Source organism: Mesorhizobium sp. P2_B5 (genome assembly GCF_056404775.1).
Genome location: NZ_JBFUDJ010000001.1, coordinates 383,366 through 409,475 on the forward strand (window position 1 = coordinate 383,366; position 26,110 = coordinate 409,475).

The window sequence follows — 26,110 nt, forward strand, 5'->3', positions numbered from 1 at the left end:
CCGCCAGTAGCCGCGCCAGCGCGCATTTATGCCGACCGCTGTCTGCCAATGTTGGCGCGACCGGAAAGTGCATCGTTTTACTCAATTTCCAATTGCTGGACTCGCGCGATGCGTCGGTAGTTTAATTTTGCATCAGGCCAAGGAGTGGAAGGGTCGCGAACTGGGAGGAACTAGACACATGGATTTCGAATTCGACATCCGCCATCCGTCTGACGATCAGCCGTACGAAATCACCTCTTTCGCCCAAAAGTACGGCCTTACGATCCCAATTGCGGACGCCGTGCTCTTCGCCAAAGGACCGTCGCGGACGGCATGCGACGCTGCCGCATTGGCTTTCCTCTGCGCTATTGCCGCACAAGCCAAGAGACAGAGGGCGCAATAGGCCCGCCAGGCGGCCGGGGCTCCTACGCCCGCGAAGCCCTCCGCGCGTCCCGGTGCCCGCCTGTGGCCAGCGCCATGCACTGCAACGCCATACAGCGGGAAAGCCCTTGTTGCTTATCGAGCCATGGCCCGAAATGACCGTGGGGCAGTGACGCCTTGTTGCGTAGCAGCCAGCGCCCGATCGGCGCCTGCTAGGCAACGAGGCCTTGCCTGATTTGGTTTACCTCTTCGATCGGGACCGGATGCCCGGTGAGGAAGCCCTGCATCAAATCCACCCCCAGGCGCTGCAGCAATATGTACTGCTCTTCCGTTTCAACGCCCTCGGCGAGCACGACATGGCCGAGATTGCGAAGCAGTCCGACCATGTCCCTTAACAGGCTAAGGCCATGAGACGTCTGGCAATCGTGGAGGAAGCTACGGTCGATCTTGACCACGTCGAATTTGAAACGGCGGAGCCATGTAAGGCCAGCAAATCCCGTTCCGAAGTCGTCCAGCCAGATCTGAACGCCCAATTTTCGCAGCCGCTCCACGTTTCTTACCGCTTGCGCCTCTAGAAAGATGTCACTGCCTTCGGTGATTTCGATGGCCAGTTTCTGTGGCGCGAGGCCGTGCCGACCAAGGATTTCGGTGATCCGGAGTGAAAAGTTAGGAACCTTGAGCTGAAAAACAGATACGTTCACGGTCACGACCGAGCCCAATCCGTATTCGGCCATGTCACCGCAGGCTCGATCGACCAGCCACGTACCAAGTTCCACTATCGCGCCAGTTTGCTCGGCAACGGGTATGAATACGGACGGACTGATCATGGTACCGTCGAAGTCACATACCCGCATCAGCGTCTCGTGGCCCAGCACCCGTCCAGACGCCAGGTCGCAAATTGGCTGGTAGGCGACAGAAACGAGCTGGTTGGAAACTGCCAGCTTCAGCAGTTCTGAAAGATTTTCGCCGGAGCGATCCCGGCCGGTGGCGTGCGGATCGTAAATTGTGAACGTAGCCCGACCCGCAAACTTGGACGCGTAGAGTGCGCGGTCTGCTTCCTGCAGCAGGATTCTAAGCTCTATGCTCTGATCGGCGCGCGTCAACGAGGCTCCGGCACTGATCGTGACAATGTTGAGCTTGTCACCCCGATCAGGGTGATAGATGTCCAAGTCCTCCACAGCGCGACAAAATTGCTGCGTTATTTCGTGAAGGTGAGCCCGTCCGGTGACCTTGCAGAGAATGACGAATTCTTCTCCGCCATAGCGTGCCGCGACGGCGTTGTTCGAAGCCGCTATTTCGGAAAGGACCTGGGCGAGTTTGATCAGACAATCGTCGCCGGCTTGATGACCAAGTCCGTCATTGAACCTTTTGAAGTAGTCGACGTCGATCAGAATGAGGCCTATCTCGTCGTCGTCCGCGACCCAGTCTTCGCGCAGCTCCGAGAACTCTCGAATGATCGCTCTCCGGTTTTTCATTCCCGTGAGCGGATCCGTGTCCGCGATTTCGGTTAGCTTCTGCCCCTTCCTGATAGCAGCCTGCTCCTGGAACTGTGCCCGAAGTGCGTGCAGGAAAGTCTGGTACCGCTCCAGGCTAAGTCGCCAGGAAAGATACAGCGACAACACCAGACAATTCACGAAATAGGCCGACAGCACGACCCGGCCCACGATGTCGGCCTGGAGGAAGAAGAGCGCGGCGCACACAAAGCTTGCGGCGACCGTCGCGGAGGCAATGGCCGAAAGCCAAAACCGGAAGTTGAAGAACAAATTCGCACCCAGGATAAACACGGTGCCAAAAACCATGAAATGGGAGAGGGCATCCTGATGCCCTGTTCCAAGAGCGGAGACGAGCCATCCAAGGGCCCCGGATACAATCGCCAACGCCGCTACAAGGTGCAAGGTGGCAAGGGCGAAGCCCCGTCGGGCGACAAATTCGACAAGCGCCAAGGAAGTGATCCCCAGCACAACGCGGGTCAAAACAAGCCGATCGGCGATATCCGGAAAAAGAAACCAATCGAAGAGGCCGTAGGCCACGTAGCTGACTACAGCAGCCGCAATACCCCATCGCACGAGCCTGCGATTTTCATCGGCATCTTTCTGCAGGAACAGCGCCAGGAGTTCCGGATCGGCCGAATGCCACCGCGGGCGTGCAATCGCAACCGCCACCTTCTGGGCAACGTCCTCGCTCAGTTGCATTGCAACGCTCCTCTGCGATCTGCAGTAGCGAATGCAATAGCCGAGGTTGCCTGCCATCGGAGAATGAAGGCGCCACTGTCCGCAGGAAACGTCGGATGTCGCTAACCGACGGTAAACAGGCGGTTCGGATTTAGCCAGTTCAGCACGGTGAAGGACCGCCCAATTGGCTAAAGTTTTATTAAAATTTTATTAAAATAGTTCGCATCATGCAGCGACGCACCTATGCTGTTTGCCGGGGACCAGGGGGTAAAACCGGAGAGTAAACGGCATGCCAATCGACCCAAAAGTGCAGCTCGACGAATACAGCCTCGTCACCACCAGACTGATGAAGAAACATGCCCCTACCTCTGAAGAGACGATTGACACTAACGAGTTGAGGGACAGGACGGCCCAGCTCGCCCTGATACTGGATCTTGCTCACCAAGCCTTCATGCGGCACAAACCGGCCGCCCCCATCGTCCACCGCCTGGCAGGCAGACTCCATAAGCTCCGCCGGCAGGTTGCTCCCGCGGTCTGGCAGAAACTCGTCCCGTTGGCTCAGCAGCATCGGGTCGCGGAATATTTGATCCAGGATCCGTTCACGCGTTGGTCGGTCGAAAAACCGCGCGGGTATTCAGGCGATGCAGGCCTGCTGGACATTTATTACAAGCATCCCGCTGCCGACGATGCCGTGGCTTCGTCGACCTTACTTGGTCGGCAAATTTACGCGTACACCAGTGAAGCCGCCAGTTCGGTGGCGGGGCGCGAGCGGCGGGATATCCTGGCCAGGACCGTCGACGAGACGGCCAGCGGTGTGGCGAAGGCGGAGGTCCTGGCAATTGCCTGCGGCCACCTGCGGGAAGCCGAACGCTCCGACGCGTTGGCCAAGCGCAAATTACAACGTTGGGTCGGCCTGGACCAGGACCCCATCAGCGTAGCCACGGTGAACCACGACTTTGCCGGCACGGCAGTCGAGGCACTCCAGGGCTCTGTACGCGGCATTCTTCGCCGCGCCTATGCTCTTGGCACATTCGATCTCGTCTACGCATCGGGGCTTTACGATTACCTGCCGCGTGCCATCGGCGTCCGCCTGCTGCAAAGAGCCATGGAATTCGTCAAGCCTGGTGGCGAATTCCTGTTTGCCAATTTCAGCGACGAGATCACGACCGATGGTTACATGGAGACCTTCATGGATTGGCCGCTCATCCTGCGTTCGGCTGACGATATGTGGGACATCATCAATGCCGCCCTCGGTGGGAGCTCTTTCGACGCGAAAGTCTATTATGGCTCGAACCGAAATATCGTTTACGGCAAAGTCAGGAAGGGCGACCTCTAACTGACACAGTGCGGGGAATCGCGCGGGTCTCTTTTCGGCATCACAGCTGCCAGCGCTTAAGATGGTCGATCAGCGCGCGCAGCTTCGGCGCGGCATTCCTGCGGCTCGGATAATAGAGGTAGAAGCCGGCAAAGCGCGGGCCGTAGTTTTCGAGCACTGGTATCAGGTCGCCGCGTTCGATTGCGCGGCGAAAGCTCTCTTCCATGCCGAAGGTGATGCCTGCTCCGGCGACAGCGAGCTTGATCATCAGGCTCATCTCGTTGGTCGTGATCTCCGGCGCGACCTCGACCCGGAATTCGCGGCCCTGATCGGCGAATTCCCAGCGATAGGGCGCAACCTTCGGCGCCGGACGCCAGCCGATGCAGCGATGTTGGGCAAGTTCCGCGGGATGAGACGGCAGGCCGAAGCGGTCGCGATAGGCAGGCGAGCAGACGGCAATCTGCCGCTCGTCACCCGCCACCGGCACGGCGATCATGTCCTCGTCGATCACCTCTCCCAACCGCACCCCGGCATCATAGCCTTCGGCGACGATGTCGAACTCTTCGTCGGTCACCGTGATGTCGAGCTGGATATCGGGATTGGCAGTGCAGAAAGCCGCGAGAAACGGCCCTGACAGGAAGCGTTCGGCAATCGAGGATACGGCCAGCCGCAACTGGCCGCGCGGGCGGTCGCGCAGTGCCTGTGTCGCCTCGAGCGCGGAGCGCATGTCGGCAATGGCCGGTCCGACTTCGGCATGGAGCCTCTCGCCGGCTTCGGTCAGGCTAACGCTGCGCGTGGTGCGTTGCACCAGGGCAATGCCAAGGCTCTCCTCCAGCCGCTTGATCGTCTGGCTGACGGCCGAGCGGCTGACGCCCAGCCGATCGGCTGCAGCGCGGAAATTCCGCTCCTCGGCGACAAGCGCAAAGACCACCAGTGCATTGATGTCAGGCGACACTGGTTAGCTCCGCTTTCCATAGTGTGGAGAAATGGGTGTCTTATCGCAACAATGCTCTCGGCGTATCTCCTTGGCAACCCACCTCTCAGTCCAGACATAAAGGAAAGTTGCCATGTCCCTCGACAAGATCGTTCTCGTCACCGGTGGCTCCAGCGGCATCGGCGCCGGCATCGCTCGCGAACTCGGCGCCGCCGGCGCCAGGCTGATGCTCGGCGCCCGCCGCACCGACCGGCTGGAAATTCTGGCCCAGAAAATCCGCGCAGGCGGCGGCGAGATCATGACCCGCCGGCTCGACGTCACCGACCGCGCCGATGTCGCGACCTTCGCCGACGCGGCGCGCCAGGCCTGGGGCCGGGTCGACGTCATCGTCAACAATGCCGGCATCATGCCGCTGTCCCTGATGGCATCGATGAAAACGGATGAATGGGACCAGATGGTCGAGGTCAACATCAAGGGCGTGCTCAACGGCATCGCGGCGGTGTTGCCGGAGATGACGGCGCGGGGTTCGGGCCACATCATCAACATTGCCTCGGTCGGGGCGCTTACCGTGTCGCCGACGGCGGCGGTCTATTGCGCGACCAAGTATGCCGTGCGCGCCATTTCCGACGGACTGCGGCAGGAACGCAACGACATCCGCGTCACTTGCATCCACCCGGGCGTGGTCGAGAGCGAACTTGCCGGCACGATCACCGACCCGGCAGCGGCAGCGGCGATGAGCAGCTATCGCGCCATCGCGCTGCAGCCCGACGCCATCGGCCGGGCGGTGCGCTTTGCCATCGAGCAGCCGGACGATGTCGACATCAACGAGATCGTCGTGCGCCCGACGCGGGCGGCGCATTGACGCGTTCCGTCGCCGCGTCGCTTGTCTTGGCGCTATTCAACTCCGCAACCACCGAGCACCACCGGATGAACACCAATCCTTATGTCGGCGTGTGGGTCACCGCCGACCGTAATATCCGCCACGAACTCCTGGCCAACGGCCGCTATGTCGAGGCAAGGGGAAAACGCGAACGCGCCTATCTCGGGCGATATGTCGTGACGGGCAATCACATCGATTATTGGGACGACACCGGCTTCACCGCCGACGGAGACTTTGTTGATGGCGTGCTGCACCACGCCGGCATGATCCTTTACCGGGACAAATGACGGGTCGCCGAGCGCAATCCGAGCCGATCGGAACAGATCTCCAGGCCTTTGCTGCTACTCGGTCGTCAATTGGCGGAGTTTCCCGGCAGTGTCGCAGCCCGCATTCGTCATCCTGCTCATCCTGCTGGCGGTGGTCGTAGCGCTGTCGGCGACCGCCTTTCCCGGCGCTATGATCGGCTTCCTGTTCGGCATCACGGCCGCCTTCTTCATCGCGATTCCGGGAGCGGCCATCGGCGATGCGCTGCATCGGGCCGGTATTCCAGTGACGGGCGAACAACTCGTCTGGGCTCTGGGCAGCCTTTATGCCCTGTTCGTCCTTGCCGCAGCCGTGCAGGCTTTGCTGCGGCTCCGGCGAGACGACATGGACGGAGCGCGATCGTCGGGTTGCGGATGGCCCTTCTGCTCGCCCTGCCGCTGATCGCCTGGCTGTCGCTTGATGCAATGCAACGCAACTGGCCCTGACCCATTCAGCTCTCGAAATAGCTGACACGATCGAGATCGGCGATGAGCCCCAGCCCGGTCGGCAGCCATCCCAGCGCGTTGCGGGTCTGCTCGCTCGACGCCGACAGATCCCTGCCGATGAAATGGCCGAGGAAGCCGAAATGCCCGGCCGCCTCCTCGAGGCTTTTGGAAACGACCGGCAGGTTGAGGCGGCGGCCGATGATCTCGGCGATCTCCCTGGCCGCCACGCCCTGTTCGGCAACCGCATGATAGCTGACGCCGCGGGCGCCCTTCTCCAGCGCCAGCCTGTACAGCGTGGCAGCGTCGGACCGGTGCACCGCGGCCCAGCGGTTCATACCGTCGCCAACATAGGCCGAGACGCCTTTTTCACGCGCAATGGCAATCAGCATCGGCACGAAGCCGTGGTCGCCGGCGCCGTGGACGGTCGGCGCAAGCCGTACCGTCGATGCGCGCACCCCGCGCGCGGCAAGCGCCATGGCCGTCGCTTCCGAAGCGCGCGGCATGGCGGCGGATGGAGGCGCGGGTTTGTCGTCCTCGGCCGCTGCCCTTCCCTGCGCAAACCCGGCGAGGCCGGAGGTGACAAGCAATGGCCGCTCCGAACCTTCGAGCGCCGCGCCAAGCGTCTCGATGGCGCGCTGGTCCGCTGCGCAACTGGCGGCGAATCTCGAAAAATCGTGGTTGAAGGCCGTGTGGATGACGCCGTCCGCTCGGGCAGCGCCGCCGCGCAGGCTGTCCAGGTCTTCGATATCGCCGCGGTGCGCCTCGGCACCCGCGGCCACGATCGACATCGCACCCGCTTCCGAGCGCGCGAGGCCAAGCACCTGATGGCCCGCCCTAAGCAATTCCTGCACAACGGCCGAACCGACAAAACCGGTGGCACCGGTAACGAACACACGCATGATGATTTCTCCTCGGGTTTGTCGAAGGCCGCACAGGCAGCCCGCATGCCGAAGGAGATAGAAGGTTGAGATCATACGATCTATGCTGTAAAATCCGAAATATCTTCGCAATCGTCCGGGACTGCTCATGGATCCGCTGTCAGACGTGCTGTCGCTGCTGAAGCCGCGCAATTACCTGTCCGCAGGCCTGGAGGCCGGTGGCGACTGGGCGATCCAGTTTCCCGACCAGCAGGCCGCCATCAAATGCGGCGCCGTGGTCTCCGGTCGGTGCTGGCTGTCGGTCGAGGGGGTCGCTGACGCGGTGCGCCTTGACGCCGGCGACTGTTTCCTGCTGCCGCGCGGCCGGCCTTTTCGGCTTGCCAGCGATCTAGGCCTGCCGACGGTCGACGCCCGAACGATCTTTTCACCGGCGCGCACCGGCGGCATCACCACCCACAATGGCGGCGGCGATTTCCTGCTGGTCAGCAGCCGCTTCGCGCTGTCCGGCGACCATGCCGGCATCCTGTTGCGGATGCTGCCGCCCATCGTCCATATCCGTGGGGACAGCGACCACTCGGCGCTGCGTTGGCCGGTGGAGCGGATGATGCAGGAATTGCGCCAGCGGCGTCCCGGCGGCTTTCTCATCGTCGAGCATCTCGCCCATATGATCCTGATCGAGGCCTTGCGCCTGCATATGGGGGCTCGTGACAGCGTCGGCTGGCTGTTCGCGCTGACCGACAGGCAGATCGGCGCCGCGATCGCCGCCATGCACGAAGACCCGGCGCATGCCTGGACATTGCAGACGCTGGCCGAGCGCGCCGGCATGTCGCGATCGACCTTTGCGCTGAAGTTCAAGCAGACGGTCGGGGCCTCACCCCTGGATTATCTGACGCGCTGGCGCATGATGCTCGCGGGCGACAGGTTGATGCATTCCGGCGATCCGGTGTCCGTTATTGCGCTGGCGCTCGGCTATGAATCCGAAAGCGCCTTCAGCACGGCGTTCAAGCGCGTCATGGGTTGTTCGCCGCGCCAATACAGCCGGCGCCTGGAAACGGACTCGCCGGCGCAGGGCGAACGCGAAGCCGCCTGAGCAGGCGATCCGATGCCGGATCACCTTGCCTACAGGCTGTAGCGCGAGCGAAACTCGGCGAAGGACATCGCCAGATGGTTCTCGTCCACCTTGCCGGTGATCCCGTCGATGCTGCCCGACTGGCTGAATTGCCAGATGGCATAGTTGGTGAAGCCTGACGGTATCGGCGGCGGGCTCGAGCCGTAGCGGGCGAGCCAGAGCGGGCAGTTGCCGAAGCCGCTCGGGTTGCCCAGCGCCTGCCAGATATTGGCGCGGGTGTAGATGAACGGCCAACGGCCACTATGGGCAGACCGCACCGCCGCCACCCAATCCTTCGCCTTCTGGACATAGGCGGCCCGCGCCGCCGGCGTTGCCGGAATGAGTTCGATGTCGAGCGACGGAATGAGGTCGCCGCTGCCGAACGACACCGTGTTGAGGAAGGCATGCGCCTGGTCGGCGCCCGAAGCGGTGTTGCGCAGGAAGTGATATCCCCCCACCAGCAATCCCGCCGCCTTGGCATCGGCAACATTGCGCACCGCGAATGCGTCCTTGCTGGTCTTGTCGGATATCTTGACGAAGGTGAACTTGACCCCGGCGCTGGCAATTTTCGCCCATTTGATGGCGCTGGCGCCGCCGCCGCCGGCCTCGTTCTGATAGTGCGAAACGTCGATCCCTTCACGCGTCGGCATGCCCCTGCTCCCATAGCCAAGCGGGCGCCGAAAATTCGGCGCGCCCGATTCGTTTTGATGCAAGCTGTAAGAACTTCCCCCGAAGCTCAGCGAACATTGGTGCGGAATAGAGAACCTGACTCTCTTGCTTCGCTGAATTCAGGCATATTAGCCCTGTCTAAGTCCGCCTCTGTGAAACCCTCACACAGCTTTGCAGAAGCTGGCGATCCGGTCGTTGACGGCGTCGGGCTTTGCGTCCTTTGTACAATCGGGCTTGGCATTCGGTTGATCCACTCTCGTCTAGTTGATTTATGTTCCCATCTTGTCCAATGACTGCAACGGCTAGCAAGCATGAAACCGGAATCGCGGGCAAGGAAGTGGATCGAGAAGAAGGCCAAGAAGGGTTTACGAAACTAACCCGTCGGCACCATCGCCTTCTATGGTCCCGATGACAGGCGCGCCACCAAGGCGGCCGTCGCCATCATTCCTGACCAGCACTCCGACGCGACCGAGATGCGCCGATGGTTTGCCGAAACGGGCGATCTGCGCAAGGACGATACGATCTTTGGCGAAATCGCTGCGTTCTTGCAGGAGCACGAAGTCCATTCCGTGGTCATGGTCAACGGAATTCTCGGTTGCCCACACGAAGAAGGGACTGACTACCCGGAAGGAGGCGTCTGCCCGCGATGCCCTTATTGGGTAGGGCGGGATCGCTGGTCGGGCAAGTTGAAAGCGTACTGATGCCCAATCGGGCTTTGGTCCAGCCTCTCAGCCTTGGGCCTCTGACGGGTGCGCAGCGATTGCGCTCAGGAATACCTTGCCGAACTCCTTGAGCTTGGCGGCGCCGACACCGTTCACCTCGGCAAAATCGTCGAGGTCTTGCGGACGACGCTCGGCCATGTCGATCAGCGTGCGGTCCGAAAACACCACATAGGCCGGAACCTGACGCTCCTTGGCCAACCGCAGCCGCAGCGTCTTGAGCGCGGCAAGCAGCGATGCATCGACATTTTCGCCTTGGGGAGTCTGGCCGGCACGAGCCGCGCGGCGCGCCGCGCGGGTGCGCGTCTCGACGCGGTACTGGAACGGAACCTCGCCACGGCCGAGCGCATGGCCCTTGTCGGCGATGGCCAAGCCGCCATGGCCACCCGGATCCGGCACTAGGAAGCCGTTCGCGACCAACTGACGGATCAGCGACTGCCAAAAGTCCTTTTTGTGCGCGGCGCCGCTGCCGAAACCGGCCAGCCTGTGATGGCCCCTTGCCGCCACCTTTTCGGTCTCGTGACCAAGCAGAATGTCGATGACATGGCCGGCGCCGAAGCGCTCGCCGCTCTGCGCGACCGCCGCCAGTATAATGCCAGCCTCGGTGGTGCCGTCGGCGCGCGGCGCCTGCTCCAGGCAGTTGTCGCAATTGCCGCAAGGCGAAGCCTCTTCGCCGAAATAGCCGAGCAGCACCTGGCGCCGGCACTCCGCCGTCTCGCAATAGCCGATCAGCGTGTCGAGCCGGCCATGCGAGCGGCGCTTGTGCTCGACAGCAGCGTCCTCGTCCTCGATGAACATGCGGCGCATGCGGATATCGCCGAGGCCGTACAGCATATGAGCTTCCGCTGCTCGCCCGTCGCGGCCAGCGCGACCGATTTCCTGGTAATATGCCTCCAGGCTGCCCGGCAGATCGGTGTGGAAGACATAGGCGACGTCAGGCTTGTCGATGCCCATGCCGAAGGCGATGGTCGCCACCATGACGACGCCGGACAGCGTCATGAAAGCGTTCTGGTTGGCGTCACGCGCCTCCTTGCTCATCCCGGCGTGATAGGCGAGCGCGGTGACGCCGTTCTTCTCGAGGAAGGCCGCCATCTCTTCGGTCTTCTTGCGCGACAGGCAATAGACGATGCCGCTGCGGCCCTGATGGCGCTCGATGAAATTGAGCAATTGCCGCTTGCTGTCCTGCTTGGGTTCGATGGCAAGCTTGATGTTAGGCCGGTCGAAACCAAGAACCTGCGTTTCCACACGCCCGCCAAACAGCCGCGTCTCGATGTCTGCCCGCGTCGTCTCGTCCGCCGTCGCCGTCACCGCAATGATCGGCACGTCGGGAAAGATGCCGCGCAGCTGCGACAGATCTTCATATTCGCGCCGGAACGCCGGCCCCCATTGCGAAATGCAATGCGCCTCGTCGATGGCGATCAGCCTGACATCGAGCCTGGCCAACGCATCGAGCATGCGCTCGGTCATCAGCCGCTCCGGCGCCAGATAGAGCAGCCGCGTCTGGCCCGACGCAACACGCCGCCATGCCGCGACATTGGCGTCGCGATCGATCGACGAGTTGATCGTGTCAGCCGCGACGCCGGCAAGGCGCAGTGCCGCGACCTGATCCTGCATCAACGCCACCAGCGGCGACACGACGATCGTCAGCCCGCCCTTGACCAGCGCCGGCACCTGGTAGCAGAGCGACTTGCCCGCCCCCGTCGGCATCACGGCCAGCACATGACGGCCGGCGAGCAGCGCCTCCATCACGGCGGCCTGGCCGGGGCGAAAATCGTCGAAGCCGAACACGTCCTTCAGGACGCGCCGTTTGGGATCGTGCGTCGAAACGCTCGTCGTCGATATCTGCATCACTGATGTTTTCGATCGGCCGCCCGAAGTAGCGGCATGGGGCAACGATTAGCCCAGCCCCCGTCCGACCACAACAAGCAGCAGCAACATCCCACCGATGATCGACCTGGCCGGCGCCGTTAAATCTATCTTCACAATGTTGCGGCACCGTCCGAACCCTGCGGCGATGTTTCGAGTACCGCTGCGCTACGAGCGCACAGGCAACAGGCCCGCGCCTCCCAGGAGGCGCGGGTTTTCCGTTTCTGGAACAGACCTGAAACGCTATCAGGCCAGGAAATCGGCCCGATGCGGGGTAAAGCTGTCAACGAGGCGGCCGGCCTCCAGCGCCTTGACGCCGTGCACCAGATTGGACGGCACGATGAAGCTGCCGCCGGTCTCGATGGTTTCGGTGCGACCGTCGATGGTGACCTCGAATCGGCCTTCGGCGACATAGCTGGCCTGGACATGCGGGTGCGAATGCAGGGCGCCGACACCGCCCTTGTCGAAGCCGAATTCGACCAGCATCAGCTCATCGGTGTGCAGGAGAACGCGCCGCCTGTTGCCGTCCGGAGTCGGCATCCAGGCGCTCTCGCCGGGCTGCGTGAAAATCTTCTGCTCGGTCATGACCGTCTCCTCATCGCGCCAGCCAGCCGCCGTCGACCGGAACCACCGCGCCATGCATATAGTCGGACGCCGGCGCCAGCAGGAAGACGGCGGCGTCGCCTATGTCTTCCGGCTCGCCCCAGCGACCGGCCGGGATGCGCGCCAGTATGGCCGCACTGCGGTCGGGATCGGCGCGCAGCGCCTCGGTGTTGTTGGTTTCGATATAGCCCGGCGCAATGGCGTTGACGTTGATGCCTTTTGCCGCCCATTCGCAGGCGAGCAGCCTTGTTATGCCGAGCGCGCCATGTTTCGACGCGGTGTAGGACGCCACGCGGATGCCGCCCTGGAAACTCAGCACCGAGGCGATGTTGACGATCTTGCCACGGCGCCCGGGATCGGCCAGCACGCGCCTGGCAAAAGCCTGGCTCAAAAAGAACAGGGTCTTCAGATTGACGTCGACGACGTCGTCCCAGTCGGCCTCGGTGAAATCGACCGCATCGGCGCGCCGGATGATGCCGGCATTGTTGACCAGGCCGTCGATCGGTGCGGTCTTTTCCCAGACCTGGTCGAGCATCGCCTTGGCGGCGTCATGATCGGCGAGATCACACCGCACGGCCTCGAACTGCCCGCCGGCCTCGCCGACCTTCCTTTGCGTGTCATCCATCGCCGAGCGGCCGACACCGATGACGGTGCCGCCGGCGCGCGCGATGGAGACCGCTATGCCCTGGCCGATGCCGGTATTGGCGCCGGTGACCAGGATGCGCCTGCCGGCGAGGCTGAAGGCGGACGGCCCGCTCAACGCAATTCGCCCAGCGGCACCGGATCGACATCGGTGTAGTCGGCATTGTCGCCGGCCATCGCCCATATGAAGGCATAGTTGGAGGTGCCGGCGCCCGAATGGATCGACCAGCCCGGCGACAGCACCGCCTCCTCATTGGCCATCACCAGATGGCGGGTTTCGTCCGGCTCGCCCATGAAATGGAAGACGCGCGCCGTCTCCGGCAGATCGAAATAGAGATAGGCCTCCATGCGTCGGTCATGCACATGGCAAGGGATAGTGTTCCACACCGAGCCCGGCGCCAGCTGGGTCATGCCGACCACCAGCTGACAGGTCTTGACGCCCTCGGCATGGATGAACTGGAAGATCGAGCGCTCGTTGCAGGTCTCCTTGCTGCCGAGGTCGAGACGCTTCGCATCGCCGATACGGATCAATCGGTTCCGATGGGTGTGATGCGCCGGCGCGCTGAGCAGGTAGAACTTGGCCGGCTGGCCCGTATCGGCCGACGCGAACGACACATCGGTGCTGCCCATGCCGAGATAAAGCATGTCGCGTGCCTGCAATGGGTGGGTTTCGCCATTTGCCGTCACCGAGCCGGCGCCGCCGATGTTGACGATGATCAGCTCGCGGCGGTCGAGAAAATTCCTGGTGCCCGTCGGCTTGATCGCTTCCAGCGGCAGCGATTCCGCCACCGGCACGGCGCCGCCGACGATCATGCGGTCATAATGGGTATAGGTCAGGCTGACGCGTCCCGGCTGGAACAGGTCGTCAATGTGGAAGTTGTGACGCAACTCGTCGGTTCCCATGGACGCCGCGGCTACCGGGTCGATGGCGAAACGCGAGGTATAGTCGGTATGGGGATTATCCATCATTGCTCCAGCTGATTCTTCTATTCGGTTTCCGCCGCCTTGACCGAGTCGGCATAAAAGACCTGGCGTGCGTGCAGGCGCTCGCGATAACGCTGCTGGCTGGCGGTGAGATGGGCGCGCATCGCCTCGCGCGCGGCTTCGGCGTCGCCTGACGTGATCGCATTCAGGATCACCAGATGCTCTCGCTGCAGCCCGCGCTGATAGCTGTCGGACTGCACCAGTTCGGTCGACCAGGGCGAGGTCACGTCGCAGGGAATGGCTCGCCGGCCCAGCACATCGAGCATCTCGACATAGAACGGGTTGTTGGTGGCGCTGGCGATTGCCCGGTGGAAAGCGAGATCGGCCGGACCGGTCGGCTCGCTGTTGAGAAGCAGGCGCTCGAATTCGAAGAAGGCTTCCTGGATCGCCGCTTCCTGCGCCGCATTGCGGCGGATGGCGGCGAGCCCCGCCGATTCGATTTCGACGGCCAGGCGCACTTCGAGCACGTTGAGCGCGACCGAATCCTTGGCTCCCATGTCGGCGGCAAGCGCGCCGAACATGGTCGAGATGTGTTCGGTGACGAAGACGCCGGCACCCTGGCGCGCCTCGACCAGGCCGTCGGCGGCAAGCTTGGCCAGCGCCTCGCGGATGACGGTGCGGCTGACGCCGAAAGTCTCGGTCAACTGTCCCTCGGTCGGCAATTTGTGGCCCGGTAGGATCTCGCCCGCATGCAGCTGCTTGCGGATCGCCGCGACGACAGTCTCCGACAGTTTGGGTTTTCTCTCGACCCTGAGATCAACAGCGCTATCCGATGCCATGTCGCACCCCTGTTTGAAGACGCCCTATTTGAAGACACTCGGCAGCCAGAGCGAGATCGCCGGAATATACGTCACCAGCCCGAGGACCACGATACCCGCGCCATAGAACGGCCAGATCGACCGCATCGCTTCCCACACCGTGATCTTTCCCACGGCGCAGGCGACGAACTGCACCGTGCCGACCGGCGGCGTGTTCAACCCGATGCCGAGGTTTAGGATGGTGATGACGCCGAAATGCACGGGGTCGACGCCGTAATGCGTCACCAGCGGCAGGAAGATCGGCGTACAGATGATGATCATCGGCCCCATATCCATGAAGGTGCCGAGCAGCAGCATCAGGACGTTGAGCAAAAGCAGCACCACCAGTGGGTCGGTGGAGATGGCGTTCATCCCCGCGATAAGCAGCACCGGCACTTTGAGATAGGCCATCAGCCAGCTGAACGAGGCCGCCGTGCCGATGATCAGCAGCACCATCGAGGTCGTGCGCACCGCGCCCTTAGTGGCATGGACGAAATCGCTCCAGGCCATCGACCGGTAGACGAAGACGGTGACCAGCAAGGCGTAGATGATGGCGATGCAGGAGCTTTCCGTCGCCGTGAAAATACCCGAGCGAACGCCGCCGAAGATGATGCCGATGAGCAAGAGCCCGGGCACCGCGATCACCGCCAGCTGGCCGACGCGCGAGAAGCCGGGGAAGGCCTCGACCGGATAACCGCGGCTGCGGGCGACAAAATAGGCGGTGACCATCAGCGACGCGGCGAACAGCAGACCGGGCAGGATGCCGGCGGTGAACAGGTCGGCGATCGAAATCTTGCCGCCGCCGGCGATCGAATAGATGATCATGTTCTGCGACGGCGGCAAAAGCAGCGCGATCAGCGCCGCCATCGAGGTGACGTTGACAGCGTAGTCCGCGCCGTAGCCGCGCTCTTTCATCTGCGGAATCATCAGCCCGCCGACGGCGGCGGCTTCAGCCACCGCCGAGCCGGAAATGCCGCCGAACAATGTCGCGGCGATGATGTTGACCTGACCGAGCCCGCCGCGGACATGGCCGACCAGTGAGCCAGCAAAGGAGACGATGCGCTGCGCGATGCCGCCGCGCACCATCAGGTCGCCGGCGAAGATGAAGAACGGGATCGCCATCAGCGAGAACGCCGACATGCCTGATTTCAATTGCTGGAAGACCACCAGGGGCGGCAGGCCGAGATAAAGCACGGTGGCGAAAGATGCCGCACCCAGGCAAAACGCGATTGGCGTACCGGCAAACATCAACAGCGTGAAGACGCCGAACAGGATCCAGAGTTCCATCTAGGCCTCCTGCACGGCCGGCATTTCCGGCACGTCTTCGAGATTGATGTCCTTGTCGATGTCGACGCCCGACCAGCGCAGCACGATGCGTTCGGCCGAGAACAGGCAGATCAAAACGCCGCCGGCGACCAGCGGCAGATAGTCGAAACCGCCCGGAAGTTCGAGCGCCGGAATGACGGTGTGCCAGGTCAACCCGACCAGCTTGCAACCATACCAGACCATGCCGAAGCCAAAGCCGAACGCGATCAGGTCGGACAATGTGCGCAGCGCCCATTTGCTGCCTTTCGGCAGGATGTAGAGCAGCACGTCGAAGCCCATATGGTAGTTCTCGCGCACGCCGACCGCCGCGCCCAGGAAGATGAACCAGTTCATCAGCATGATGGCGGTGACTTCCGTCCAGCTCGGCGACGCGTTGAGCACGAAGCGGGAAAACACCTGGTAGGCCACAAGCGCGGTCATGACGACCATCCCGACACAGGCGAGATAGAGCGCGCCGTCGCAAATCTTCGAGAGCACCGCGCTGAAGCGCGGCGGCGCGCCGCTCCTGGCATTTCCCGCAGTCATCCGATCCTCCCGGCCTTCCGTTCCTGAAATGATTGGCGGGGCGCCGCTCTGCCGCCCCGCCAGGAGATTACTTGGTTGCCTGGATGCGCGTGGCGAGATCCTTGAGTTCCGGCGTCGACAGGTACTTGTCGTAAACCGGCTTCATCGCATCGATCAGCGGCTGCTTGTCGATCTCGCTGACCTTGACGCCGGCCTTCTCGACGATGTCGCGCGACTTCTTCTCCTGCGCATCCCACAGTTCGCGCATCTTGACGACGCTGTCCTTTGCCGCCTGCTTGACGATCGCCTGGTCTTCCGGCGACAGCTTGTCCCAGCTCGGCTTCGCCATCACCAGCACTTCCGGCACGATCTGGTGCTGGTCGACGGTGTAGTGCTTGGCGACCTCATAGTGCTTGGCGGATTCGAAGCTCGGCCAGTTGTTCTCGGCGCCGTCGATGACGCCGGTTTCGAGCGCCGAATAGACCTCGCCATAGGCCATCGGCGTGGCGTTGGCGCCGAGCGCATTGACCATGTCGACGAACACGTCGGACTGGATGACGCGGAACTTCATGCCCTTGAGATCGGCGATCGAGGTGATGTCCTTCTTGGTGTTGTAGAAGGAACGCGCACCGGAATCGTAGAAGGCGAGACCGACCAGATCATGCGCCTCGAAGGCCTTCAGGATCTCGTCACCGATCGGCCCGTCCATGACATGGCGCATCTGGTCGACCGAGCGGAACATGTAGGGCAGCGACGGCACAGCGGTTTCCGGCACGATGCCGTTGAACGGCCCCATCGAGACGCGGTTCAAATCGATGACACCGGTCTGCGTCTGCTCGATCGTGTCCTTCTCTTCGCCGAGCTGCGCCGAATGATAGACCTCCACCGAATAGCGCCCGGCGGTGCGCTCCTTGATCAGCTCGCCCATATATTTGACGGCCTCGACGGTCGGATATCCATCCGGATGGGTGTCGGCCGAACGCAGCACGGTCTGGGCGTTGGCGACGCCGATCATCAGTGAGCCGAAGGCGAATGTGGCTGCCGTCAGTTTTGAAAAATGCAACATGACTGTCTTCCTCCCTTGTAGAAATCAAAGCGCCCGGCTCAGAGCCGATACGCCTTCTTGGCAAGCGTGTAGGCAAGCTCCCGCGCCAACTCGTGCGCCTCGTCCTCCCGTAGCCGGTGTTCGGCGACGAGACGGGCGAGAAAGGCGCAGTCGACCCGGCGCGCCACATCGTGACGCGCGGGTATGGATGGAAAGGCGCGGGTGTCGTCATTGAAACCGACGGTGTTGTAGAAGCCGGCGGTCTCGGTGGTCATCTCGCGGAAGCGGCGCATGCCTTCCGGGCTGTCGTGGAACCACCAGGCAGGTCCGAGCTTCAGCGCCGGATAGACGCCGGCGAGCGGCGCCAGTTCGCGCGCATAGCTCGTCTCGTCGAGCGTGAACAGGATGATGGTCAGGTCGCGTTCTAGCCCGACGCAGTCGAGCAAAGGTTTGAGCGCTGCCGCATAATCGGTGCGGGTCGGAATGTCGAAGCCCTTGTCACGGCCGAATTTCTGGAAAATGCCGGGCGAATGGTTGCGCCAGGAACCGGGATGGATCTGCATCACCAGCCCGTCGTCGCGGCTCATCTTGGCCATTTCGGTCAGCATCTGGGCGCGAAACAGTTTGCGCTCGCGCTCGTCGTCGGAGCCGTGGCGGATGCGGTTGAACAGCTCTTCCGCCGCCGCGTCGGAAAGATTGGCGGTCTCGGCCGTCGGATGGCCATGGTCGGACGAGGTCGCACCGAACGTCTTGAAGAAGGCGCGGCGCTGGCGATGCGCGTCGAGATAGCCGGCCCATGTGCCGGTATCGCAGCCGCTGACCTCGCCGAGACGGTCGAGGTTGCCTAAGAAGCCCTCGAAGTCTGGATCGACGACGGCATCCGGCCGGTAGGCGGTGACCACGCGACCTTGCCAGGCGCTGTCGCGGATCGCCTTGTGCCATTGGAGATCGTCCAGCGCCCCCTCGGTCGTCGCAATGACCTCGATGTTGAAGCGCTCGAACAGTGCACGCGGGCGATAGTCGTCCTGTTTGAGCAGGCCGGCGATGGTATCGTAGTGGCGGTCGGCAGTGCTGGCGCTGAGCTGCTCTTCAATGCCGAACAGATGCTCGAGCACATGGTCGAGCCACAGTCGCGTCGGCGTGCCGCGAAACAGGTAATAATGCTCGGCAAAGCGCCGCCAGATCGCCCTTGGGTCGCTCTCGACCGGCGAGCCGTCGAGCGGTGATATGCCGAGATCCTCCAGCCGCACGCCCTGGCTGAACAGCATACGGAAAATGTAGTGGTCGGGCGCGACCAGCAATTGCGCCGGGTCCGGAAACGGCTCGTTGAGCGCATACCAGCGTGGATCGGTGTGGCCGTGCGGGCTGACGATTGGCAGGTCCTTGACCCCGGCATAGAGATCGCGCGCGATCGAAAGCGCACGCCCTTCAGCGGCAAAAAGCAGATCGGGGTGGGTCAATCCTGCCACGTCACTCCTCCCAAGGGCGCTATCGGTAGGATTGGGAAGAAGTAATGTCAACATACAAAAATTGGATTGTTGTATGATGACTTTTAGCCAACACCGGGTCATTGTGCGGCGGGAGAACGGATGTTACGCCGCTAGCCTCCCGACCGATCAATCCGAGCCCGACAAGCCAAACCATGACAACCAGACGCCTTTGCAACGACACGGTGCGATCCTTGCCGGCCTCGGTTGCGATCCCGGCCTATGACCGCGCCGCCGTCGCCCCAGGCATCGTCCATCTCGGCGTCGGCGCCTTTCACCGCGCCCATCAGGCAGCCTATGTCGATGACTGCCTGGCCGCCGGCGAGAGCGGCTGGGGTATCATCGGCGTGTCGCTGCGCAGCCCCGAAACGCGCGATGCGCTGACGCCGCAGGACGGGCTCTACACGCTGGCGGTGCGCGGCAGCGATGGCGAAGCGCTTCAAATAATCGGCTCGATCCAGTCGATGCTGGTGGCGCCGGAAGATCCCGGCGCGGTGCTCGCCGCGCTGACCGATCCGCGCACCCGCATCGTCACGCTGACCATCACCGAAAAGGCCTATTTGAGAGCAGCCGACGGCAGCCTCGACGAAAAACATCCCGATATCGTCCACGATCTTGCCAATCCCGGATCGCCGAAAACCGCGCATGGCTTTCTGGCTGAAGCGCTGGCGCACCGCCGTGCCGCCGGCACGCCACCCTTCACCGTGCTGTGCTGCGACAACCTGCCGGCCAACGGCGCCACGCTGCACCGGTTGCTGATCGCGTTCGCCAAATTGCGCGATGCCCGGGCCGCTGCATCGGGCGATGCCCTGCTCGCGGAACACATCGTCGATGCGGTGGCATTCCCCTCGAGCATGGTCGACCGCATCGTGCCGGCAACCATCGATGCCGACCGCGCGCGCATCGCCGGTGAGCTCGGCGTCCAAGATGCCTGGCCGGTGATGACTGAGCCGTTCCGGCAATGGGTGATCGAAGACAGGTTCCCGGCGGGACGACCGGCCTGGGAAAAATTCGGCGTCACCATGGTCGAGGATGTCAGGCCGTTCGAGGACATGAAGCTGAGACTGCTTAACGGCGCCCATTCGGGCATCGCCTATCTCGGCCTGCTCGGTGGCCATGCCACCGTCGACCGTGCCTTCGCCGACCCGGCGATCCGTGAATTCGTCGACCGGCTCTGGACCGAAGCGATCCCTACCTTGCCCGCCGATGCCGGGCTCGACACGTCGGCCTATACGGCCGAACTTGCCGAGCGCTTCTCCAACACAGCACTCGCGCACCGCACGGCGCAGATCGCCAATGACGGCAGCCAGAAATTGCCGCAGCGCATCGTCGCTTCCGCCATCGAGCGTATCCAGGCCGGCCTGGTCCCGGAGCATCTGACGCTGGTGATCGCCGCCTGGATCGCAGCCTGCGAGGCGCGCGGCAAAAGCTTGCCGGAAGCCCACTTCACCGATCCGCTCGACGCCGCACTGGCAGCTATCGGCGAACGGCGGACGCAGGAACGTGTAGCGGCGGTATTCGACCTCGCCGGCTTCGCCAGCGGCAAGCCCGAGCGTCAGCCGCTCATCGAACTGGTCGCCGCCCATCGCGTCCATATCCGGCAAGGCGGGATAGCGCTTGCGCTCGCAGCGCTCGGAAAGACGAGCCGGGCCTAACGGCGATCCAGGCCCGGATTCTGATCCGAAAGAGCCCGCATTGCCGAGCCGGCAAGTCGCCATTCCGTCCGACTGCTGACGTGCTTCAGCCATATCTGTGGGCACAAAAAAGGCCGAGTTGAACCCGGCCTGTCTCGTAGTTTGTTTTCGCCTGCGGCCTAAGCTGCCAGCAGCGCACTTTCGAGCGTGGTGAGCTGGCTAAGGAACTGCTCGGCCTTGCTGCGGGACTGATCGTCCTTGGCATCGGCAGCGTCTTCCTTGGCGTCCTGGATGCGGCGGGCGAGATCGGCGCGGTCGATGTCGCCGACGGCAACCGCCGATTCGGCCAGCAGCGTGCAGCCGGAAGGCAGGATGTCGGCAAAGCCGCCGAACACCACATAGCGCTCTTCCTTGCCGCCGGCGGTCTTCACCGTGACGACGCCCGGCTTGATCGTGGTCATGACCGGCGCGTGATGCGCCATCACGGTCATCTCGCCTTCGGCGCCCGGAATGACGACGGCTTCGACCTGCTCGGAAACGAGCAGCCGCTCCGGCGAGACCAGTTCGAATTGGAAAGCTTCAGCCATGATCAATCTAGCGAGTAGGGAATAGTGAGTAGCGAGTAGTGAAGAAGCCCGCTCTCATATTTCCCCTATTCGCTACTCCCTATTCGCTATTCGCTTCTTTACGCCGCTTCAGCCGCGAGACGCTGTGCCTTCTCGACCGCTTCGTCGATGCCGCCGACCATGTAGAAGGCGGCTTCCGGCAGGTGATCGTAGTCGCCGTTGCAGAGGCCCTTGAAGCCCTTGATGGTATCGGCGAGGTCGACCAGCTTGCCCGGCGAACCGGTGAACACTTCGGCGACGAAGAAGGGCTGCGACAGGAAGCGCTCGATCTTGCGGGCGCGAGCCACGGTCTGCTTGTCCTCTTCCGAGAGCTCGTCCATGCCCAGGATGGCGATGATGTCCTGCAGCGACTTGTAGCGCTGGAGGATCGACTGCACCTGACGAGCCACGGCATAGTGCTCTTCGCCGACGACCAGCGGGTCGAGCATGCGCGAAGTCGAATCGAGCGGATCGACCGCCGGATAGATGCCTTTTTCCGAGATCGCGCGGTTGAGCACGGTCGTCGCGTCAAGGTGGGCGAACGAGGTTGCCGGCGCCGGATCGGTCAAATCGTCGGCGGGCACGTAGATCGCCTGCACCGAGGTGATCGAGCCCTTGGTCGTCGTCGTGATGCGTTCCTGTAGCGCGCCCATGTCGGTGGCCAGCGTCGGCTGATAGCCCACGGCCGAAGGAATACGGCCGAGCAGCGCCGACACTTCCGAACCCGCTTGCGTGAAGCGGAAGATGTTGTCGACGAAGAACAGCACATCCTGGCCCTGGTCGCGGAAATATTCAGCGACCGTCAGACCGGTCAGGCCGACGCGGGCACGTGCGCCCGGCGGCTCGTTCATCTGGCCATAGACCAGTGCCGCCTTGGAGCCTTCGCCGCCGCCCTTCTTGTTGACGCCGGACTCGATGAACTCGTGATAGAGATCGTTGCCTTCGCGGGTGCGCTCGCCGACGCCGGCGAACACCGAGAAGCCGCCGTGAGCCTTGGCGACGTTGTTGATCAGTTCCTGGATCAGCACGGTCTTGCCGACGCCGGCACCGCCGAACAGGCCGATCTTGCCGCCGCGGGCGTAGGGCGCCAGAAGGTCGAGAACCTTGATGCCGGTGATCAGGATCTGCGCTTCCGTCGACTGTTCGACATAGGACGGAGCCGGCTGGTGAATGGCGCGCATTTCGATACCGTCGACCGGGCCTTCTTCGTCGACCGGCTCGCCGATGACGTTGATGATGCGGCCGAGCATGCCCGGGCCGACCGGCACGGTGATCGGCGCGCCAGTGTCATAGACGTCCTGACCGCGAACCAGACCTTCGGTGGAGTCCATGGCGATGCAGCGCACGGTGTTTTCACCGAGATGCTGGGCAACTTCGAGCACCAGGCGATTGCCGACATTGGTCGTCTCGATGGCGTTCAGAATGGCCGGCAGGTGATCGCCGAACTGGACGTCGACGACAGCGCCGATGACCTGGCGGACCTTGCCGACAACGCCGGTCTTCTTCACAACGGCGGCCGTCGTCTTCGCTGCCGTAGCCTTGGCCGGGGCCGCTGCCTTGGCGGGCGCAGCCGCCGTCTTGGCCGGAGCGGCCTTCGCCGCTGTTGCCGGAGCCTTTGCGGCCGCTTTGGGAGCTGCCGCCTTCGGGGTCGCTGCTTTCGCCATCGTCTTTACCCTTTTCGTCCTTTGTTTCTCACGCTCCACCACAAGGTCGATGACCTCCTGGCGGCCGCGCCTAGAGCGCCTCGGCGCCCGAAATGATTTCGATCAGTTCCTTGGTGATCTGCGCCTGCCGCTGGCGGTTGTAGGTGATCGACAACTTGTTGATCATGTCGCCGGCATTGCGCGTCGCATTGTCCATGGCGCTCATCTTGGCACCCATCTCGCCGGCTGCGTTTTCGAGCAGCGCGCGGAAGACCTGGACCGAGATGTTGCGCGGAATGAGGTCGGTCAGGATTTCGCCTGGCTCCGGCTCGTATTCGTAGACGGCATTGCCGCCGGCGGTCGCCTCGGCGGGCGCGGAGGCCACACCGGCCGGGATGATCTGCTGTGCCGTCGGAATCTGGCTGATCACCGACTTGAACTGCGAATAGAACAGCGTGCAGATGTCGAAGCCGCCCTCGCCGAACAGATGGATGACCTTGCGAGCAATGGCGTCGGCATTGACGAAGCCGAGCGTTTTGACCTCACGCAGATCGACGCGTTCGAGGATCATCGAACCGTAGTCGCGGCGCAGGATGTCGAAACCCTTCTTGCCGACGCAAATGATCTTGACCTGCTTGCCGTCGGCCAACAGCCGGCGGATGTGGTCTCGGGCGAGGCGCGCAATCTGCGAATTGAAGCCGCCGCACAGGCCGCGCTCGGCGGTGCAGACGACGAGCAGATGCACATCGTCCTTGCCAGTGCCGGTCATCAGCGCCGGGGCATCGCCGCCGCCGCCGATCGCCTGCGTGATGTTGGCGAGCACCAGACCCATGCGCTCCGAATAGGGGCGCGCGGCTTCCGCGGCTTCCTGCGCGCGGCGCAGCTTCGCCGCGGCGACCATCTGCATCGCCTTGGTGATCTTCTGCGTCGCCTTGACCGAGGCGATACGGTTACGAAGGTCTTTTAACGAAGGCATGCTTCAAACCTGATCCCGTGCGTCCGGCTTTCTCAAGCGAAGGTCTTGGCGAAGGCGTCGATCTCGGCCTTCAGCTTGGCGCGCAGATCGTCCGACAGCGCCTTCTCCTTGCGGATGCCGTCAAGCACGTCCTTACCGGCCGAGCGCATGTGGCTGAGCAGGCCATGCTCGAACTTGCCGACCTGATTGATCGCCAGCTTGTCGAGGTAGCCGTTGACACCGGCGAAGATCACCGCGACCTGTTCCTCGACCTTGAGCGGCGAGAACTGCGGCTGCTTCAGGAGTTCGGTCAGACGCGAACCGCGATTGAGCAGGCGCTGCGTGGCGGCGTCGAGATCGGAGCCGAACTGCGCGAAGGCCGCCATTTCGCGGTACTGCGCAAGCTCGCCCTTGATGGAGCCGGCGACCTGCTTCATCGCCTTGATCTGCGCCGACGAACCGACGCGCGACACCGACAGACCGACGTTGACGGCCGGGCGAACGCCCTGGAAGAACAGATTGGTTTCGAGGAAGATCTGGCCGTCGGTGATCGAGATCACGTTGGTCGGGATGTAGGCCGACACGTCGTTGGCCTGCGTCTCGATGATCGGCAGCGCGGTCAGCGAACCGCCGCCATTGTCGTCATTGAGCTTGGCGGCGCGCTCGAGCAGGCGCGAATGCAGGTAGAACACGTCGCCCGGATAGGCTTCGCGGCCCGGCGGGCGGCGCAGCAAGAGCGACATCTGGCGATAGGCGACGGCCTGCTTCGACAGATCGTCATAGCTGATCAGCGCGTGCATGCCGTTGTCGCGGAAATATTCGCCCATGGTGCAGGCGGTGAACGGCGCCAGGAACTGCATCGGCGCCGGATCGGAAGCGGTGGCCGCGACGATGATCGAATAGTCGAGCGCGCCGCGCTCTTCGAGCACTTTCACGAACTGCGCGACGGTCGAGCGCTTCTGACCGATGGCGACGTAGACGCAGTAGAGCTTTTCCTTCTCCGGGCCGTTGTCATGGACCGCCTTCTGGTTGAGCATCGTGTCGAGAATGATGGCGGTCTTGCCGGTCTGGCGGTCACCGATGACCAGCTCGCGCTGGCCGCGGCCGACCGGGATCAGTGCGTCGATGGCCTTGAGGCCGGTCGACATCGGCTCGTTCACCGACTTGCGCGGGATGATGCCGGGCGCTTTGACGTCGACGCGCTTGCGTTCGGTCGCCTTGATCGGGCCCTTACCGTCGATCGGGTTGCCGAGCGCGTCGACGACGCGGCCGAGCAGGCCCATGCCGACTGGCGCATCGACGATGGCGCCGGTCCGCTTGACGGTGTCGCCTTCCTTGATGTCGCGGTCGGCGCCGAAGATGACGACGCCGACATTGTCGGCTTCAAGGTTGAGGGCCATGCCGCGGATGCCGCCGGGGAATTCGACCATCTCGCCGGCCTGGACATTGTCGAGGCCATAGACGCGGGCGATACCGTCACCGACGGACAGCACCTGTCCAACTTCGGAGACCTCGGCCTCCTTGCCGAAATTCTTGATCTGGTCTTTCAGAATTGCGGAAATTTCCGCGGCGCGGATGTCCATCAGCCGACCTCTTTCAGTGCAAGCTTGAGCGAATTGAGTTTGGTTTTGAGCGACGTATCGATCTGGCGCGAGCCCATCTTGACCACCAGCCCGCCGAGCAGTGACGGATCGACGGTGACGGCGATGGCCACGTCCTTGCCGGCGACGCTTTTCAGCGCGGCCTTGAGTTCGGTCTGCTGCGCCGCCGTCAGTTCATGCGCCGAGGTGACCTCGGCAGCGGTCTCGCCGCGATGCTCGGCGGCGATCTGGCGGAATGCCTTGATCATGCCGGGCACAGCGAAGAGGCGACGGTTGCGGGCGACAACACGCAGGAAATTGCCGGTGAGACCAGTGATGCCGGCCTTGTCGGCGATTGCCGCGATCGCCTTGGCCTGGTCCTCGCTGGAGAACACCGGGCTGTTGATGAGGCGGGTCAGGTCGGCGCTGCCATCCAGCATCTCAGCGAAACTGTTGAGGTCGGCCTCGACCTTGGCCACTGAATTGGACTGCAGTGCGAGTTCGAACAGCGAACCCGCGTAGCGTTCTGCGACACCTGAGATTGGCGATGACGATTGAGCCACGGACCGTCTTTTCTCTTGTCTGACAGGCCGCAGATTGTTGGCGCGAGCAAAAAACTCTGGCTAAATCTTTGACCTTACTAAGTTTTTCCAAGC

At 63.0% G+C, this 26,110-nt stretch carries 26 protein-coding genes; 7 read left to right on the forward strand and 19 right to left on the reverse strand.

What is annotated here, in order from left to right; genetic code table 11:
* Nucleotides 1-178: 178 nt before the first annotated feature.
* Nucleotides 179-382 carry a hypothetical protein gene (locus tag AC1D1N_RS02025; RefSeq protein ID WP_112559831.1) on the forward strand — a complete coding sequence of 68 codons (204 nt, stop codon included), beginning with the start codon at nt 179-181 and terminating at the stop codon, nt 380-382.
* 190 nt (nt 383-572) lie between these two features.
* Here AC1D1N_RS02025 and AC1D1N_RS02030 read toward each other — a convergent pair whose 3' ends face one another.
* Nucleotides 573-2,552: a putative bifunctional diguanylate cyclase/phosphodiesterase gene (locus AC1D1N_RS02030; RefSeq protein WP_436262349.1), complete on the reverse strand. Its 1,980-nt coding sequence runs from the start codon at nt 2,550-2,552 to the stop codon at nt 573-575.
* Nucleotides 2,553-2,820: 268 nt separating this feature from the next.
* Here AC1D1N_RS02030 and AC1D1N_RS02035 point away from each other — a divergent pair, with 268 nt between their 5' ends.
* Nucleotides 2,821-3,867: a class I SAM-dependent methyltransferase gene (locus AC1D1N_RS02035; protein ID WP_436262350.1), complete on the forward strand. Its 1,047-nt coding sequence runs from the start codon at nt 2,821-2,823 to the stop codon at nt 3,865-3,867.
* Between the two features lie 40 nt (nt 3,868-3,907).
* Here AC1D1N_RS02035 and AC1D1N_RS02040 read toward each other — a convergent pair whose 3' ends face one another.
* On the reverse strand, nt 3,908-4,801 hold the full coding sequence (locus AC1D1N_RS02040; RefSeq protein ID WP_477346285.1) for a LysR family transcriptional regulator: 894 nt from the start codon (nt 4,799-4,801) through the stop codon (nt 3,908-3,910).
* 112 nt (nt 4,802-4,913) lie between these two features.
* On the opposite strand from AC1D1N_RS02040, the gene AC1D1N_RS02045 reads away from it, so the two are divergent.
* The 3 genes from AC1D1N_RS02045 to AC1D1N_RS02055 all read left to right on the forward strand — a co-directional run bounded on the left by AC1D1N_RS02045 (nt 4,914) and on the right by AC1D1N_RS02055 (nt 6,365).
* Nucleotides 4,914-5,642, forward strand: a complete 729-nt coding sequence (locus tag AC1D1N_RS02045) for an SDR family oxidoreductase (RefSeq protein ID WP_477346286.1) — start codon at nt 4,914-4,916, stop codon at nt 5,640-5,642.
* Nucleotides 5,643-5,668: 26 nt separating this feature from the next.
* Complete coding sequence (locus AC1D1N_RS02050) at nt 5,669-5,947, forward strand: Atu4866 domain-containing protein (protein ID WP_477347351.1); 279 nt, start codon at nt 5,669-5,671, stop codon at nt 5,945-5,947.
* Between the two features lie 88 nt (nt 5,948-6,035).
* Entirely contained in the window at nt 6,036-6,365 is a 330-nt protein-coding gene (locus AC1D1N_RS02055) for a hypothetical protein (RefSeq protein ID WP_477346287.1), read from the forward strand.
* 49 nt (nt 6,366-6,414) lie between these two features.
* Here the strand turns inward: AC1D1N_RS02055 and AC1D1N_RS02060 are convergent, their stop codons facing one another.
* Complete coding sequence (locus tag AC1D1N_RS02060; RefSeq protein ID WP_477346288.1) at nt 6,415-7,308, reverse strand: SDR family oxidoreductase; 894 nt, start codon at nt 7,306-7,308, stop codon at nt 6,415-6,417.
* Nucleotides 7,309-7,435: 127 nt separating this feature from the next.
* Here AC1D1N_RS02060 and AC1D1N_RS02065 point away from each other — a divergent pair, with 127 nt between their 5' ends.
* A complete protein-coding gene (locus AC1D1N_RS02065) occupies nt 7,436-8,377 on the forward strand; it encodes an AraC family transcriptional regulator (protein WP_112559744.1) in 942 nt (313 codons plus the stop codon).
* 29 nt (nt 8,378-8,406) lie between these two features.
* Here the strand turns inward: AC1D1N_RS02065 and AC1D1N_RS02070 are convergent, their stop codons facing one another.
* From AC1D1N_RS02070 to uxaC, 11 genes are all read right to left on the reverse strand, one after another.
* Entirely contained in the window at nt 8,407-9,045 is a 639-nt protein-coding gene (locus tag AC1D1N_RS02070) for a glycoside hydrolase family 25 protein (RefSeq protein WP_352556796.1), read from the reverse strand.
* Between the two features lie 384 nt (nt 9,046-9,429).
* Nucleotides 9,430-9,630 carry a hypothetical protein gene (locus tag AC1D1N_RS02075; protein WP_477346289.1) on the reverse strand — a complete coding sequence of 67 codons (201 nt, stop codon included), beginning with the start codon at nt 9,628-9,630 and terminating at the stop codon, nt 9,430-9,432.
* Between the two features lie 162 nt (nt 9,631-9,792).
* Nucleotides 9,793-11,631, reverse strand: coding sequence for a DNA helicase RecQ (gene recQ / locus AC1D1N_RS02080; RefSeq protein WP_477347353.1), 1,839 nt, complete (start codon nt 11,629-11,631; stop codon nt 9,793-9,795).
* Between the two features lie 264 nt (nt 11,632-11,895).
* The gene (locus AC1D1N_RS02085) at nt 11,896-12,234 is read right to left on the reverse strand and encodes a cupin domain-containing protein (protein WP_477346290.1); all 339 of its coding nucleotides are present in this window, start codon (nt 12,232-12,234) and stop codon (nt 11,896-11,898) included.
* Between the two features lie 10 nt (nt 12,235-12,244).
* The gene (kduD, locus tag AC1D1N_RS02090; RefSeq protein ID WP_477346291.1) at nt 12,245-13,012 is read right to left on the reverse strand and encodes a 2-dehydro-3-deoxy-D-gluconate 5-dehydrogenase KduD; all 768 of its coding nucleotides are present in this window, start codon (nt 13,010-13,012) and stop codon (nt 12,245-12,247) included.
* Nucleotides 13,009-13,860 carry a 5-dehydro-4-deoxy-D-glucuronate isomerase gene (gene kduI, locus AC1D1N_RS02095; protein WP_477346292.1) on the reverse strand — a complete coding sequence of 284 codons (852 nt, stop codon included), beginning with the start codon at nt 13,858-13,860 and terminating at the stop codon, nt 13,009-13,011. Before kduI ends, kduD begins: the two co-directional genes overlap by 4 nt.
* 20 nt (nt 13,861-13,880) lie before the next feature.
* Nucleotides 13,881-14,657 (reverse strand): FadR/GntR family transcriptional regulator, encoded by a 777-nt coding sequence (locus AC1D1N_RS02100; protein ID WP_192252646.1) that lies wholly within the window; start codon nt 14,655-14,657, stop codon nt 13,881-13,883.
* A 24-nt stretch (nt 14,658-14,681) separates the two neighbouring features.
* Nucleotides 14,682-15,962, reverse strand: coding sequence for a TRAP transporter large permease (locus tag AC1D1N_RS02105; protein WP_203280293.1), 1,281 nt, complete (start codon nt 15,960-15,962; stop codon nt 14,682-14,684).
* Nucleotides 15,963-16,526: a TRAP transporter small permease gene (locus AC1D1N_RS02110; RefSeq protein ID WP_477346293.1), complete on the reverse strand. Its 564-nt coding sequence runs from the start codon at nt 16,524-16,526 to the stop codon at nt 15,963-15,965. It abuts the gene before it with no gap.
* 67 nt (nt 16,527-16,593) lie between these two features.
* Nucleotides 16,594-17,571 carry a TRAP transporter substrate-binding protein gene (locus tag AC1D1N_RS02115; RefSeq protein WP_477346294.1) on the reverse strand — a complete coding sequence of 326 codons (978 nt, stop codon included), beginning with the start codon at nt 17,569-17,571 and terminating at the stop codon, nt 16,594-16,596.
* Between the two features lie 38 nt (nt 17,572-17,609).
* Nucleotides 17,610-19,019 carry a glucuronate isomerase gene (gene uxaC / locus AC1D1N_RS02120; protein WP_477346295.1) on the reverse strand — a complete coding sequence of 470 codons (1,410 nt, stop codon included), beginning with the start codon at nt 19,017-19,019 and terminating at the stop codon, nt 17,610-17,612.
* A gap of 173 nt (nt 19,020-19,192) precedes the next feature.
* On the opposite strand from uxaC, the gene AC1D1N_RS02125 reads away from it, so the two are divergent.
* The gene (locus AC1D1N_RS02125; protein WP_477346296.1) at nt 19,193-20,692 is read left to right on the forward strand and encodes a mannitol dehydrogenase family protein; all 1,500 of its coding nucleotides are present in this window, start codon (nt 19,193-19,195) and stop codon (nt 20,690-20,692) included.
* A 158-nt stretch (nt 20,693-20,850) separates the two neighbouring features.
* Here the strand turns inward: AC1D1N_RS02125 and AC1D1N_RS02130 are convergent, their stop codons facing one another.
* From AC1D1N_RS02130 to AC1D1N_RS02150, 5 genes are all read right to left on the reverse strand, one after another.
* Nucleotides 20,851-21,258, reverse strand: a complete 408-nt coding sequence (locus tag AC1D1N_RS02130) for a F0F1 ATP synthase subunit epsilon (protein ID WP_477346297.1) — start codon at nt 21,256-21,258, stop codon at nt 20,851-20,853.
* Between the two features lie 98 nt (nt 21,259-21,356).
* Nucleotides 21,357-22,940 (reverse strand): F0F1 ATP synthase subunit beta, encoded by a 1,584-nt coding sequence (atpD, locus tag AC1D1N_RS02135; RefSeq protein WP_162712003.1) that lies wholly within the window; start codon nt 22,938-22,940, stop codon nt 21,357-21,359.
* A gap of 70 nt (nt 22,941-23,010) precedes the next feature.
* Nucleotides 23,011-23,895 (reverse strand): F0F1 ATP synthase subunit gamma, encoded by an 885-nt coding sequence (locus AC1D1N_RS02140; RefSeq protein WP_112559755.1) that lies wholly within the window; start codon nt 23,893-23,895, stop codon nt 23,011-23,013.
* A gap of 32 nt (nt 23,896-23,927) precedes the next feature.
* Complete coding sequence (gene atpA, locus AC1D1N_RS02145; RefSeq protein WP_023822025.1) at nt 23,928-25,457, reverse strand: F0F1 ATP synthase subunit alpha; 1,530 nt, start codon at nt 25,455-25,457, stop codon at nt 23,928-23,930.
* Nucleotides 25,457-26,017, reverse strand: coding sequence for a F0F1 ATP synthase subunit delta (locus AC1D1N_RS02150; RefSeq protein ID WP_477346298.1), 561 nt, complete (start codon nt 26,015-26,017; stop codon nt 25,457-25,459). The genes atpA and AC1D1N_RS02150 overlap by 1 nt, the downstream gene beginning before the upstream one ends.
* Between the last annotated feature and the right edge of the window lie 93 nt (nt 26,018-26,110).

Coding starts and splice junctions, on each gene's coding strand:
- AC1D1N_RS02035 (WP_436262350.1), top strand. CDS start 2,821: ATGCCAATCGACCCAAAAGTGCAGCTCGACGAATACAGCCTCGTCACC.
- AC1D1N_RS02140 (WP_112559755.1), bottom strand. CDS start 23,895: ATGCCTTCGTTAAAAGACCTTCGTAACCGTATCGCCTCGGTCAAGGCG.
- atpD (WP_162712003.1), bottom strand. CDS start 22,940: ATGGCGAAAGCAGCGACCCCGAAGGCGGCAGCTCCCAAAGCGGCCGCA.
- AC1D1N_RS02065 (WP_112559744.1), top strand. CDS start 7,436: ATGGATCCGCTGTCAGACGTGCTGTCGCTGCTGAAGCCGCGCAATTAC.
- AC1D1N_RS02030 (WP_436262349.1), bottom strand. CDS start 2,552: ATGCAACTGAGCGAGGACGTTGCCCAGAAGGTGGCGGTTGCGATTGCA.
- AC1D1N_RS02070 (WP_352556796.1), bottom strand. CDS start 9,045: ATGCCGACGCGTGAAGGGATCGACGTTTCGCACTATCAGAACGAGGCC.
- AC1D1N_RS02045 (WP_477346286.1), top strand. CDS start 4,914: ATGTCCCTCGACAAGATCGTTCTCGTCACCGGTGGCTCCAGCGGCATC.
- AC1D1N_RS02115 (WP_477346294.1), bottom strand. CDS start 17,571: ATGTTGCATTTTTCAAAACTGACGGCAGCCACATTCGCCTTCGGCTCA.
- AC1D1N_RS02025 (WP_112559831.1), top strand. CDS start 179: ATGGATTTCGAATTCGACATCCGCCATCCGTCTGACGATCAGCCGTAC.
- AC1D1N_RS02130 (WP_477346297.1), bottom strand. CDS start 21,258: ATGGCTGAAGCTTTCCAATTCGAACTGGTCTCGCCGGAGCGGCTGCTC.
- AC1D1N_RS02100 (WP_192252646.1), bottom strand. CDS start 14,657: ATGGCATCGGATAGCGCTGTTGATCTCAGGGTCGAGAGAAAACCCAAA.
- recQ (WP_477347353.1), bottom strand. CDS start 11,631: ATGCAGATATCGACGACGAGCGTTTCGACGCACGATCCCAAACGGCGC.
- AC1D1N_RS02105 (WP_203280293.1), bottom strand. CDS start 15,962: ATGGAACTCTGGATCCTGTTCGGCGTCTTCACGCTGTTGATGTTTGCC.
- AC1D1N_RS02125 (WP_477346296.1), top strand. CDS start 19,193: ATGACAACCAGACGCCTTTGCAACGACACGGTGCGATCCTTGCCGGCC.
- AC1D1N_RS02085 (WP_477346290.1), bottom strand. CDS start 12,234: ATGACCGAGCAGAAGATTTTCACGCAGCCCGGCGAGAGCGCCTGGATG.
- kduI (WP_477346292.1), bottom strand. CDS start 13,860: ATGGATAATCCCCATACCGACTATACCTCGCGTTTCGCCATCGACCCG.
- AC1D1N_RS02110 (WP_477346293.1), bottom strand. CDS start 16,526: ATGACTGCGGGAAATGCCAGGAGCGGCGCGCCGCCGCGCTTCAGCGCG.
- atpA (WP_023822025.1), bottom strand. CDS start 25,457: ATGGACATCCGCGCCGCGGAAATTTCCGCAATTCTGAAAGACCAGATC.
- AC1D1N_RS02060 (WP_477346288.1), bottom strand. CDS start 7,308: ATGCGTGTGTTCGTTACCGGTGCCACCGGTTTTGTCGGTTCGGCCGTT.
- AC1D1N_RS02075 (WP_477346289.1), bottom strand. CDS start 9,630: ATGGACTTCGTGCTCCTGCAAGAACGCAGCGATTTCGCCAAAGATCGT.